Here is a 14025-nt window from a genome sequence, read left to right as displayed (position 1 = left end):
TACTATGTACTGAAGAACCAAGATGTTTTACCCATCAAGCCAGAAGCTTTAATCCGCAATAAAGCCCCTGGTTGCAAAAGTGTCTCATAGCAAAGAGACTCAATGGGAGGGCGTTCTACATAAATGAAGTCCGGTTCTGGCTCACAGACAAACGGCTCTTCAGTTTTAGTTTTACTGTTGCTGTCGTTGTAGTCAAGATCTGCGATCGCTTGCAAATCCTGTCCTAACTTTTGACAAATTTCTTCAAAATACGAAAAATCAACAGGTTTACCGTTGAGGAAGTTACTAACTGTCGCCAGAGAACATCCTAAATCGTCAGCCAAATCTTTTTGGCGTGCATAACCATAACGTTTAACAGCCGACTTGACTTTTTGAATACAATCTTTGCGAACTTTAACTGAGCGTGACATTGCTAGGTTTTTGTGCGGCAAGGATGCTCAGATTATAGAGTTTTTTCCCTGCATTCCTAGAAAACTCAGTTATAAGTCAGTTTTTTACAGCAATTTGTAGTTAAATTTTGAAATTATTTGCGTAGGTGGGGAGTAGGCAATAGGGAATCAGCCTTTTCGAGGTATAGGTCATTTTTTCAAAATTAAAATATCAGCTATTTTTCGGTCGCCGTAGTTGCTTGGAATTAATCGGACCGAGAATTTGGTTGAGGTTACGCAACTGCTCAGCTGTACCCATACCAATTAGTCGGTCTCCCGACATTAACACCGTATCGCCAGTGGGACCACCGATTAAAGTACCATCAAGGCGGCGAATTGCCAGAACTAATGCCCCAGTTTGTGATCGCAATCTCGCTTTTTGCAAACTTTGACCTACGAAAGGACAAAAGGCGGGATCGAGTAAAAATTCTTCCATGTACAACTGGCGGTCTGCACCTGTTAAAATTCCGTCTACAAAGTCCAAAACTTGGGGTCTGAGAGCCGCAGCCGCCATCCGCTTCCCACCGGTAATATACGGTGAAATCACTTCATCTGCGCCACCGCGTTGTAACTTTTGTAAAGCTTCTTCTGTACTGGCGCGGGCGATCGCCCGAATATCTGGATTAAGTGTTTTTGCCGACAAAACTGTGTATAAGTTTTCAGCATCAGAAGGCAGTGCCGCAACCAGACAAACCGCTCTTTGAATGCCCACCTTCAAAAGCGTATCATCTAGCGTTGCATCACCTTGGTATACTGTATAACCCTCAGACTGTGCCCTTTGCACAGATTCCATCTCCGAGTCAATCACTACAAAGGGTACACCTTCTGCTTGAAATTCCTTGGCAATTTGACGACCAGTCCGACTAAATCCGCAGATGATGTAGTGTTCTGACAGGGATTCCATTAACCGCCTCTGTTGTTGTAGTCGAATTCCTTGTTGAAAGTAGCCTTCAATAATTGCTTCTGTAAATCTGTTGACAATGTAACCGATATTGACTACACCCAACAAAATCAGGGCAATTGTAAACAACCGTCCTCGGCTACCCAATGGATGGGTTTCTCCATATCCCACGGTAGCTAAGGTGATGACCGTCATGTAAGCTGCATCTTCCCATGACCAGCCCTCCACTAACGAGTACCACAAAGTGCCAATTAAGAAAACACCACCAAGAGCGATCGCCCCGGCCATTAACTGCTTTTGGATACGTTGATATTTTTGCTCAAGAGTTGAGAATGACGTATAAATAGTACTTTGGGCCTATATTTTTGAGTTTTGTACTAACTTTATAGTATTTGGCCTGGTTTGGTACAAATGACTTTTACCTTTTAATTCCCCAAAGTTATTACTCTTCATTTCCTCTTCTTTGATTGCAGCAAGTGCGATCGCTGATGTAGGTGCGTTAGCATCAGCATAGTGTACCATCGCAGACAAAGCCCATATACCATTAAAAATGGTGTAAAATGCTACATAACCGTTAAATTACTTATGTGATGTAGAGCTATTCACTAAACAGTGGACATTGCAAGACTTCTAGTACATCTACTGGATAGATAGCCAAATCCAAAATCCAAAATTTAAAATCTAAAATTCGGAGGGTCAAAAACCCTGGGGCATTAACGAAACAATCAGGCTTTGGGAGAATAAAAAGTAATTTTCTGGGATTTCTAGGAAACTAGTAAATAACTATATGATGAAAAACTTCCAGGAGGAGCGGTAGTGAGCTTACAAACTCTAGTTGAACAAACCACCATCCCCCCAAATTCAGGGTCTCTAACATCTAGTCCCTTTGATGCAGATAGCTTTAATGAAGCTGTCATGTCTACCTATGGGCGGTTTCCCTTAGCCTTAGAGCGGGGTGCTGGGTGTCGGGTTTGGGATACACAAGGGCGGGAATATTTGGATTTTGTGGCGGGAATTGCCACTTGTACTTTAGGACATGCTCACCCAGCTATGGTAGAGGCGGTGACGCGCCAAATCCAAAAGCTGCACCATGTCTCTAATTTGTACTATATTCCCGAACAAGGTGAATTGGCAAAGTGGCTCGTTGAACATTCCTGTGCCGATCGCGTCTTTTTCTGCAATTCTGGAGCTGAAGCTAACGAAGCAGCAATTAAATTAGCCAGAAAATACGCCCACACAGTATTAGACATTGAAAAACCGATTATCTTAACCGCCAATGCCAGTTTCCACGGACGGACTTTAGCCACCATTACCGCCACGGGACAACCGAAGTATCAAAAACACTTCGATCCTTTGATGCCTGGGTTCCACTACGTAAATTACAACGATATTAACGCTGTGGAAGTGGCCATTAGCGAGTTGGATGAAGGAGATTATCGGGTAGCAGCGATTCTGATTGAGCCTTTGCAAGGAGAAGGCGGGGTGCGTCCGGGAGACATTGCTTATTTCAAAAAGCTCCGGCAGATTTGCGACGAAACCGGAATTTTGCTGATTTTTGATGAAGTGCAAGTTGGCATGGGGCGCAGTGGTCAGTTATGGGCTTACGAACATCTGGGCGTAGAACCGGATATCTTCACTAGTGCTAAAGGCTTGGGTGGCGGTATCCCCATCGGTGCGATGATGAGCAAAAAATTCTGTGATGTTTTTCAACCAGGAGAACACGCCAGTACTTTTGGTGGAAATCCTTTTGTCTGTGGTGTAGCACTGAGTGTTTGCCAAACATTAGAGCGGGAAAATATCTTGCAGAATGTCGAAGATCGGGGCGAACAGTTACGAACTGGATTAAAAGCGATCGCAGCTAAATATCCTCATCATATTAGCGAAGTTCGCGGTTGGGGTTTAATCAATGGTTTAGAGTTGCGATCTGAGATTGCGCTAACCGCAGCCGATGTGGTGAATGCTGCCATCAACGAGGGTTTATTGCTCGTACCAGCTGGACCAAAAGTCATCCGATTTGTGCCACCGTTGATTGTCACAGAAGCCGAAGTCAACACTGCCTTGGAAGCTGTGGATCGAGCAATAGCGATCGCCACAAAGTAGGCGGCCTGAAAAATCCAGTGGTTCTTACCTGCTGTTGTGTTTCTAGATGTCAGTTTGAGTGCCAACATTTAAAAGGTAGAGAGGAAAGTTCAATGGAGGACTTTCCTCTTGTTATTTCTACGTTTATTAGGTTGTAAAGTTAGGGCATGTCATCAATTAGATAAACTGGAATCAGAACTGCTGGAAAAGAATAAACACTATTGAAACCGATGACGCGCCGATACGCACTACGAGATGATCAGTGGGAGAGAATCAAAGACCTGCTACCTGGGCGAGAGGGCTATGTGGGAGCCACAGCTAAAGATAATCGATTGTTTGTTGAAGCAGTATTATATCGTTATCGAGCAGGCATTCCCTGGCGTGACTTGCCATCGAGATTCGGGGATTTTCGGGTGATTCACACCCGCTTCAGTCGATGGTCAAAAACAGGCGTGTGGGAGCTGGTGTTTCAGCACTTGGCCGATGATGCCGATAACGAATATGCCATGATTGACTCGACAATTGTCCGCGCCCACCAGCATAGTGCGGGTGCAAAGGGGGGGATGCGTCCACAGAAGCCATTGGTCGCAGCAAAGGGGGATTGAGTACTAAGATTCATGCTGTGGTAGATGCTTTGGGCAACCCACTGAGCTTTCACCTGACACCCGGACAAGCTTGTGATCTTGATGGCTCTGACCAACTGCTACCCAATATTGTGGCGGACACAGTACTGGCAGATAAAGGCTATGATGCCGATGAGCGAGTAATTGAGCGACTTCAGGCACAGGGCAAAACCGCAGTGATTCCTCCTAAACGCAACCGTACCAGACCTCGTGACTACGACCGAGATTTATACAAAGCCCGTCATCTCATTGAAAACTTTTTTGCCAAACTCAAGCAGTACCGAGCGATCGCAACGCGCTACGACAAACGCGCTGCCAACTTTCTGGGTGCAATTTATTTGGCTGCTTCTGTCATTTGGCTCAATTGATGACACGCCCTAGTTAGTCCAAGGGTTCCGGTGAGATTGGTCACTTCTATGATGGCGTCGGTGCTGGCATTAAAGCCGGCCGTAGCATCGTTGATAGCAACAAAAGTACGACTTCCGAAAGTGAATTGGGCAGCGGCATTGGCAGCAAACAAAGCAGTGGTGAGCTTGGCACTAATGCCTGCTGTATCCAAAGTAGCTACAGCTATGCCATTGCCAAATGCTGTTCGGGGGGTACTAACTCGGAAGAAGTCGTTATCGGTTCCGGCATTGAAGTCACTAATGATATCAAAGTTAGCTAAGAGTGAATCGGTTAGGTTGCGGTAATCAAAGCGATCGCTACCTAAACCACCAACAAGGATATCTTTGCCACCTGAGCCAGTAAGAATATCATTCCCAGCCCCCCCTTGGATATTGTCATTGCCATCGCCACCATTGAGGGAATCGTTGCCCACTCCCGCACTGATGTTGTCATCACCCAATCCACCACTGACAGTGTTGTTACCGTCACCTGCACTGATGTAGTCGTTACCTGCTAGCCCATCAATCAGATCATTGCTGGCTGAGCCATAGAGATAGTCATTACCTGTGGTACCAGTTTGGCTCACCGACAACTGGCTGATTTGGGCATTAGTCAAAAACGTATTGTCCGCAAACTGAAGTTTTGCCAATTGGTAATAAGCACCGTAATACCAGTTGCTGACTCGCACTTGGTCGCCATTGCTGCCAATCTTAAAGATTAAATCGTAACCAATGCGTTCTAACTTCAAGCTGGCTGCTGTAATGCCTGCCCCAAACTTCAGGACATCGTTGGCGACGCCTGTGGACTCGTAAGTACTGATTGTGTCAGCACCATCACCCACACTGAAGACAAAGGTATCCGTTGTGCCGTTATAACCAGTCAGTACATCGTTACCCGTACCCCCAGTTAGGGTGCCTGCTCCACTAATGGTGTCATTGCCGGCTCCACCTTGGAGGGTATTAGTTCCAGCCCCCCCTTGGATATTGTCATTGCCATCGCCACCATTGAGGGAATCGTTGCCCACTCCCGCACTGATGTTGTCATCACCCAATCCACCACTGACAGTGTTGTTACCGTCACCTGCACTGATGTAGTCGTTACCTGCTAGCCCATCAATCAGATCATTGCTGGCTGAGCCATAGAGATAGTCATTACCTGTGGTACCAGTTTGGCTCACCGACAACTGGCTGATTTGGGCATTAGTCAAAAACGTATTGTCCGCAAACTGAAGTTTTGCCAATTGGTAATAAGCACCGTAATACCAGTTGCTGACTCGCACTTGGTCGCCATTGCTGCCAATCTTAAAGATTAAATCGTAACCAATGCGTTCTAACTTCAAGCTGGCTGCTGTAATGCCTGCCCCAAACTTCAGGACATCGTTGGCGACGCCTGTGGACTCGTAAGTACTGATTGTGTCAGCACCATCACCCACACTGAAGACAAAGGTATCCGTTGTGCCGTTATAACCAGTCAGTACATCGTTACCCGTACCCCCAGTTAGGGTGCCTGCTCCACTAATGGTGTCATTGCCGGCTCCACCTTGGAGGGTATTAGTTCCAGCCCCCCCTTGGATATTGTCATTGCCATCGCCACCATTGAGGGAATCGTTGCCCACTCCCGCACTGATGTTGTCATCACCCAATCCACCACTGACAGTGTTGTTACCGTCACCTGCACTGATGTAGTCGTTACCTGCTAGCCCATCAATCAGATCATTGCTGGCTGAGCCATAGAGATAGTCATTACCTGTGGTACCAGTTTGGCTCACCGACAACTGGCTGATTTGGGCATTAGTCAAAAACGTATTGTCCGCAAACTGAAGTTTTGCCAATTGGTAATAAGCACCGTAATACCAGTTGCTGACTCGCACTTGGTCGCCATTGCTGCCAATCTTAAAGATTAAATCGTAACCAATGCGTTCTAACTTCAAGCTGGCTGCTGTAATGCCTGCCCCAAACTTCAGGACATCGTTGGCGACGCCTGTGGACTCGTAAGTACTGATTGTGTCAGCACCATCACCCACACTGAAGACAAAGGTATCCGTTGTGCCGTTATAACCAGTCAGTACATCGTTACCCGTACCCCCAGTTAGGGTGCCTGCTCCACTAATGGTGTCATTGCCGGCTCCACCTTGGAGGGTATTAGTTCCAGCCCCCCCTTGGATATTGTCATTGCCATCGCCACCATTGAGGGAATCGTTGCCCACTCCCGCACTGATGTTGTCATCACCCAATCCACCACTGACAGTGTTGTTACCGTCACCTGCACTGATGTAGTCGTTACCTGCTAGCCCATCAATCAGATCATTGCTGGCTGAGCCATAGAGATAGTCATTACCTGTGGTACCAGTTTGGCTCACCGACAACTGGCTGATTTGGGCATTAGTCAAAAACGTATTGTCCGCAAACTGAAGTTTTGCCAATTGGTAATAAGCACCGTAATACCAGTTGCTGACTCGCACTTGGTCGCCATTGCTGCCAATCTTAAAGATTAAATCGTAACCAATGCGTTCTAACTTCAAGCTGGCTGCTGTAATGCCTGCCCCAAACTTCAGGACATCGTTGGCGACGCCTGTGGACTCGTAAGTACTGATTGTGTCAGCACCATCACCCACACTGAAGACAAAGGTATCCGTTGTGCCGTTATAACCAGTCAGTACATCGTTACCCGTACCCCCAGTTAGGGTGCCTGCTCCACTAATGGTGTCATTGCCGGCTCCACCTTGGAGGGTATTAGTTCCAGCCCCCCCTTGGATATTGTCATTGCCATCGCCACCATTGAGGGAATCGTTGCCCACTCCCGCACTGATGTTGTCATCACCCAATCCACCACTGACAGTGTTGTTACCGTCACCTGCACTGATGTAGTCGTTACCTGCTAGCCCATCAATCAGATCATTGCTGGCTGAGCCATAGAGATAGTCATTACCTGTGGTACCAGTTTGGCTCACCGACAACTGGCTGATTTGGGCATTAGTCAAAAACGTATTGTCCGCAAACTGAAGTTTTGCCAATTGGTAATAAGCACCGTAATACCAGTTGCTGACTCGCACTTGGTCGCCATTGCTGCCAATCTTAAAGATTAAATCGTAACCAATGCGTTCTAACTTCAAGCTGGCTGCTGTAATGCCTGCCCCAAACTTCAGGACATCGTTGGCGACGCCTGTGGACTCGTAAGTACTGATTGTGTCAGCACCATCACCCACACTGAAGACAAAGGTATCCGTTGTGCCGTTATAACCAGTCAGTACATCGTTACCCGTACCCCCAGTTAGGGTGCCTGCTCCACTAATGGTGTCATTGCCGGCTCCACCTTGGAGGGTATTAGTTCCAGCCCCCCCTTGGATATTGTCATTGCCATCGCCACCATTGAGGGAATCGTTGCCCACTCCCGCACTGATGTTGTCATCACCCAATCCACCACTGACAGTGTTGTTACCGTCACCTGCACTGATGTAGTCGTTACCTGCTAGCCCATCAATCAGATCATTGCTGGCTGAGCCATAGAGATAGTCATTACCTGTGGTACCAGTTTGGCTCACCGACAACTGGCTGATTTGGGCATTAGTCAAAAACGTATTGTCCGCAAACTGAAGTTTTGCCAATTGGTAATAAGCACCGTAATACCAGTTGCTGACTCGCACTTGGTCGCCATTGCTGCCAATCTTAAAGATTAAATCGTAACCAATGCGTTCTAACTTCAAGCTGGCTGCTGTAATGCCTGCCCCAAACTTCAGGACATCGTTGGCGACGCCTGTGGACTCGTAAGTACTGATTGTGTCAGCACCATCACCCACACTGAAGACAAAGGTATCCGTTGTGCCGTTATAACCAGTCAGTACATCGTTACCCGTACCCCCAGTTAGGGTGCCTGCTCCACTAATGGTGTCATTGCCGGCTCCACCTTGGAGGGTATTAGTTCCAGCCCCCCCTTGGATATTGTCATTGCCATCGCCACCATTGAGGGAATCGTTGCCCACTCCCGCACTGATGTTGTCATCACCCAATCCACCACTGACAGTGTTGTTACCGTCACCTGCACTGATGTAGTCGTTACCTGCTAGCCCATCAATCAGATCATTGCTGGCTGAGCCATAGAGATAGTCATTACCTGTGGTACCAGTTTGGCTCACCGACAACTGGCTGATTTGGGCATTAGTCAAAAACGTATTGTCCGCAAACTGAAGTTTTGCCAATTGGTAATAAGCACCGTAATACCAGTTGCTGACTCGCACTTGGTCGCCATTGCTGCCAATCTTAAAGATTAAATCGTAACCAATGCGTTCTAACTTCAAGCTGGCTGCTGTAATGCCTGCCCCAAACTTCAGGACATCGTTGGCGACGCCTGTGGACTCGTAAGTACTGATTGTGTCAGCACCATCACCCACACTGAAGACAAAGGTATCCGTTGTGCCGTTATAACCAGTCAGTACATCGTTACCCGTACCCCCAGTTAGGGTGCCTGCTCCACTAATGGTGTCATTGCCGGCTCCACCTTGGAGGGTATTAGTTCCAGCCCCCCCTTGGATATTGTCATTGCCATCGCCACCATTGAGGGAATCGTTGCCCACTCCCGCACTGATGTTGTCATCACCCAATCCACCACTGACAGTGTTGTTACCGTCACCTGCACTGATGTAGTCGTTACCTGCTAGCCCATCAATCAGATCATTGCTGGCTGAGCCATAGAGATAGTCATTACCTGTGGTACCAGTTTGGCTCACCGACAACTGGCTGATTTGGGCATTAGTCAAAAACGTATTGTCCGCAAACTGAAGTTTTGCCAATTGGTAATAAGCACCGTAATACCAGTTGCTGACTCGCACTTGGTCGCCATTGCTGCCAATCTTAAAGATTAAATCGTAACCAATGCGTTCTAACTTCAAGCTGGCTGCTGTAATGCCTGCCCCAAACTTCAGGACATCGTTGGCGACGCCTGTGGACTCGTAAGTACTGATTGTGTCAGCACCATCACCCACACTGAAGACAAAGGTATCCGTTGTGCCGTTATAACCAGTCAGTACATCGTTACCCGTACCCCCAGTTAGGGTGCCTGCTCCACTAATGGTGTCATTGCCGGCTCCACCTTGGAGGGTATTAGTTCCAGCCCCCCCTTGGATATTGTCATTGCCATCGCCACCATTGAGGGAATCGTTGCCCACTCCCGCACTGATGTTGTCATCACCCAATCCACCACTGACAGTGTTGTTACCGTCACCTGCACTGATGTAGTCGTTACCTGCTAGCCCATCAATCAGATCATTGCTGGCTGAGCCATAGAGATAGTCATTACCTGTGGTACCAGTTTGGCTCACCGACAACTGGCTGATTTGGGCATTAGTCAAAAACGTATTGTCCGCAAACTGAAGTTTTGCCAATTGGTAATAAGCACCGTAATACCAGTTGCTGACTCGCACTTGGTCGCCATTGCTGCCAATCTTAAAGATTAAATCGTAACCAATGCGTTCTAACTTCAAGCTGGCTGCTGTAATGCCTGCCCCAAACTTCAGGACATCGTTGGCGACGCCTGTGGACTCGTAAGTACTGATTGTGTCAGCACCATCACCCACATTGAATCCAAAGGTATCCGTTGTGCCGTTATAACCAGTCAGTACATCGTTACCCGTACCCCCAGTTAGGGTGCCTGCTCCACTAATGATGTCATTGCCGGCTCCACCTTGGAGGGTATTATTCCCAGTTCCACTCTCAATAAGATCATTACCATCGCCGCCATCGATCGCGTCATTACCCGCTCCGGCTGTGATAATGTCGTCACCTACTCCACCGTTGACGCTGTTTTTGCCTGCACCTGCACTGATATTGTCGTTACCTGCCAGCCCATTAATGACATCATCGCTGGCTGAGCCAGTCAAATAGTCATTGCCTGCCGTCCCGGTCAAAGAATTGAATCCCAAAGTTGCCAGGAAGAAATCAAATCCTGTAGTGTTGACGTTACCTAGTTGACGCAAGCTGGAAATGACTTCAGTCCCGAAGATACCGATAGTTTTGAGGCTAGTTGCAAACTCACTTAGATATGCTGCGCCTTGATCTGTATTAGCGTTATATTGAGTGCGGAGTATGGATGCAAGTTGAGTGACATCTAAAGTTATTGCGCTATCACTAACGTTCACATCGATGCTTTCGAGCAAGGATCTATATTGCATTTGCAGCATCAACTGACTATATACGTAGCTTGATAAGAGATTAAAGGCACCAAGCAGGATGGGCGCGGCTTGTCCGTGTGGATTGGGGTCACGAGTACCCCAGCACCATGTACCCAAGTAACCTTGGCCTAGAAATGCCTCTAAGGTGGCAAGCTTACGAGCATCACCTATTGCATTGCCGTAAATCTGAGTTGCTGCACGACTATTAGGATCAACGTCTTGCACTCCAGCCCAACGGTAAAGCAACTCGTTCATTAAACCTTGGCGCACTTGAGCATCGGTTGTTTGTCCAAATTGCGTCACCAAACTCTGTAGTTTGCCACTGGTATCTCGCGCCATAGCTTGGTGGAGGCTATGCACATTTCCAAAACCCTTTACTTCAGGCAAAGCAGCTATAGTGGCACTCACCACAACAAGGTTTTTATCAACTGTGCGGGCAGTATCTGCCTTAAACCATACATCTTCCATTTTGGCAGTAGTGCCATTGAGCCGGGTGTAGCTGCCTACTTGCCGATGCTGGTTACCGTTGGCATCAATGACGCTAGCGGGAACATCACCATTAGCATCAACCACGCCGGGTTCAGTATAAGCTGTATTGAAGCTTTTAACCCCTGCGTCAGTTAAGCTCTTGAGTTCACCTGCCTGCACGAATCCGTCACTGTTACCGTCTTTCCAAACCCGCAGTTGGGCGAAGGCGGCATCGTTTGCATCCACTTTGCCGTCATGGTTGGCATCTAAATCAGCGAGTGCCTTGAACCCATTGCTGGCTTTGCCGCCAGCGGCTAAGGTGGTGCTGTTGCCAAAAAGCTCTGAACCGTCGTCGATGCTGCCGTTGCCATTTTTATCCCAAACCAACAAACCATCATCTTTGCCGACCCAGCCTGTAGTTTCAGCAAAGTTATTGCCGTCGTGGTCAAAGTGAATGCCTTCACTAGTGCCAATAGTCTCTACGCCGTCGCCGTCTAGATCCAAAATGAGAGGACTGCGGGTGACTCCAGCAGTGTTGAATGCGTCTTGAAGGTCACTAATAGGTGCGCCAGGCCACGGCTTTCCTGTAAAAGGATCTCCACCGACAAGATTCTCTACATCATCAATATTATTGACAGGCCACACATCACCTTGAAATCCCGAGGGATTAAGCCCACCTATTTCAAGGGCTCTCCAAGTAAAGTCAATACAACTATTGTTAATTCCGTTATAATAAGTGCTGAAACCATTACCTTGTGGATTTTCTCCAAAGTTCCTCATGGCATCGTATTGTGCCTGAGAAATCTCTATAGTTCTGGAGTAATCCCGAGATAAATAGTTAGTGTTGTCATTATTGTAAACTTGACCCGGTGCAAATGGACTCCCATGATGTTGAGCATCTGGAGCAAATCCATAGCTTGTTGTATTTCCATTGTTATCTGTCAGTGAGTACCACATATGCCCAACGGACGACGTTCCGCCAGAAGCAAGAGCCGTCCCTCGACCTGCAATATTAATAGTTACACTTGGCATGTTAATTTTTATACGGTAATTGCTTTGGGAATGAATTGAAATTTTGACCTTTTGCAAGGTTGAATAACTCTGTTTTGTCGCTCTCGGAAAACAATAATCAAAGCAAAATTCTAAAACTTTGATTTAATTAAAATTTTCTCCTAAAAAATATAAATGTTTTTTCAATTTCTCATGGACAATTGCCCATGAGAAATTTAATCACTCTGAAACAATAAAAATAAGAGCAACCTTTTTTGAGTCGAGCGATGATTTAAACGTTTATTTTGGAAAATAATATACTAAATCAAGGTTTTTGTAAATTGTCTAGTATTTTCTAATTATTGACAAATAATATTTTTTAACTTAGTTTCTAGGCTATTTGTAAATTATTATAGAGTAATCTAAAGAATACTTTTTCCATGCTTTCAACAACCAATCAATGACTGTGTAAATCATAGATTCCCTCATTTATGGTAAAATTTCATAGTCCTTTTCAATCAGAGATGGAATGGCTATTTGCCAGTTTGTCAAATGCTAGTTACATTAAAAAGCCGCACATCTTTTGATGCCACGATAAAAACCCTGACTCGAACTTAGAGCAAGTGGTCAAGAAAGCCATGCGTCGGAGTGAGTATATGTATGGTGCGTTAGCCTACGTATATTTCAAAAATCAAATGTGAGTCCTATAGGAATCCGGTTTGATTACTGAAATTATTTGTGTAGGTAGGCAAAAGTTACTCATGCAACAGAATTATAGAAGATTAAGTGTAGTGAGTTTTGTTCATAAATCAAATACGAGTCCTATATATAAATACTTAATAAGTATAATTGCATATTTATGCTAAATATAAGATTAAGATAAATAACTATTTGGATTAACATTTATAATATTTGAAATATTTATTTTAGTTTTTTTATTATTCTCGCCAGAGAAAAAACTGAAAGTTTGATTTACTCTACTGCGATCGCAGTCTTAGAATTTAGTTTTGAAACCATTAACTTGCTGGAAGTCCTTTAACCCATTTTTGGGATTTTTGCTCAGGCGAGTGCTTGATTTACAGTCTAAAAATTGGGAGTTTCATGCATAGATAGATTCTTTGTTCAATTCCAGCCGATGTGTGAAATACTGTAAAAACTTGGATAGTACAGATGCTCACTTTGAAAGAGCTAGTCCTATAAGATTTATGGAGAGCAAAATTTTTCCACTTTGTGTTTTTTCATCCTTCATTTGTGGCTAGAATACCACAAGTTAGGCGCTGATATAGTGCAATAGATAACTTTTACTCATGACTGGAGACCAAAATCTTGGGAATAGAACTACGCAGTTTCGTGTTTCTCGACAGCCTGCAACCTCAACATGCAGCATATATGGGAACAGTAGCCCAAGGTTTCTTACCACTACCAGGAGATACATCACTGTGGATTGAAATCTCACCTGGTATCGAAATTAATAAAATTACAGATGTAGCCCTGAAAGCTGCTTCTGTGCGCCCGGGAGTACAGGTAGTTGAACGCCTCTATGGTTTATTAGAAGTTCATTCTGGCTCCCAAGGGGAAACGCGAGCTGCTGGCCAAGCCATTTTGGCAATGCTGGGAGTCCGAAGAGAGCAATGTCTCAAACCCCGTGTTGTTTCTAGCCAAATTATTCGCAACATCGATGCTTACCAAACACAACTTATCAATCGCACGCGTCGGGGACAACTTCTATTAGCAGGGCAAACGCTATATGTATTAGAAGTAGAGCCTGCTGCTTACGCCGCCTTGGCTGCGAATGAAGCAGAGAAAGCAGCGTCGATTAACATTCTTGAGGTGCAAGCTGTAGGAAGTTTTGGACGGCTTTACTTGGGTGGAGAAGAACGAGATATTCTAGCAGGTGCAGCGGGAGCATTAACGGCTATTGAAAGTGTACCTGGTCGAAATCCTCAGAGTGGGCGTCAGGAATAAAGGACTTTCAAAAAATAATCA

Annotated in this window: 7 protein-coding genes; 3 read left to right on the top strand and 4 right to left on the bottom strand. The window is 45.9% G+C overall.

Translation table 11 applies throughout. From position 1 onward, the window contains the following. Positions 1 to 2 precede the first annotated feature (2 nt). The 3 genes from IQ276_RS35405 to IQ276_RS35395 all read right to left on the bottom strand — a co-directional run bounded on the left by IQ276_RS35405 (position 3) and on the right by IQ276_RS35395 (position 1860). Positions 3 to 410 carry an AAA-like domain-containing protein gene (locus IQ276_RS35405; RefSeq protein WP_193914772.1) on the bottom strand — a complete coding sequence of 136 codons (408 nt, stop codon included), beginning with the start codon at positions 408 to 410 and terminating at the stop codon, positions 3 to 5. A 190-nt stretch (positions 411 to 600) separates the two neighbouring features. Next, positions 601 to 1617, bottom strand: coding sequence for a potassium channel family protein (locus tag IQ276_RS35400; RefSeq protein ID WP_193914774.1), 1017 nt, complete (start codon positions 1615 to 1617; stop codon positions 601 to 603). A gap of 69 nt (positions 1618 to 1686) precedes the next feature. After that, entirely contained in the window at positions 1687 to 1860 is a 174-nt protein-coding gene (locus tag IQ276_RS35395; RefSeq protein ID WP_235116268.1) for a hypothetical protein, read from the bottom strand. 285 nt (positions 1861 to 2145) lie between these two features. On the opposite strand from IQ276_RS35395, the gene IQ276_RS35390 reads away from it, so the two are divergent. Then, positions 2146 to 3429: an aspartate aminotransferase family protein gene (locus IQ276_RS35390; RefSeq protein ID WP_193914776.1), complete on the top strand. Its 1284-nt coding sequence runs from the start codon at positions 2146 to 2148 to the stop codon at positions 3427 to 3429. A 209-nt stretch (positions 3430 to 3638) separates the two neighbouring features. Continuing rightward, a protein-coding gene (locus tag IQ276_RS35385) for an IS5 family transposase (protein WP_373690472.1) occupies positions 3639 to 4399 on the top strand; the annotation gives its coding sequence in 2 pieces (ribosomal slippage) (positions 3639 to 3971 and positions 3974 to 4399; 759 coding nt in all). On the opposite strand, the gene IQ276_RS35380 is transcribed toward IQ276_RS35385, so the two are convergent. Beyond that, positions 4366 to 12081, bottom strand: coding sequence for a beta strand repeat-containing protein (locus IQ276_RS35380; protein WP_235116267.1), 7716 nt, complete (start codon positions 12079 to 12081; stop codon positions 4366 to 4368). The two genes, IQ276_RS35385 and IQ276_RS35380, sit on opposite strands and share 34 nt — an antisense overlap. 1284 nt (positions 12082 to 13365) lie before the next feature. Between IQ276_RS35380 and ccmP the strand changes: the two genes are divergently transcribed. Next, on the top strand, positions 13366 to 14004 hold the full coding sequence (ccmP, locus tag IQ276_RS35375; RefSeq protein WP_190883933.1) for a beta-carboxysome protein CcmP: 639 nt from the start codon (positions 13366 to 13368) through the stop codon (positions 14002 to 14004). The last annotated feature ends 21 nt before the right edge of the window (positions 14005 to 14025 follow it).

It is taken from the genome of Desmonostoc muscorum LEGE 12446, assembly GCF_015207005.2.
Classification (GTDB): Bacteria; Cyanobacteriota; Cyanobacteriia; order Cyanobacteriales; family Nostocaceae; genus Nostoc; species Nostoc muscorum.
Note: the sequence above shows the minus strand (reverse complement) of the source record. Positions and strands in the feature narration are given on the sequence as shown.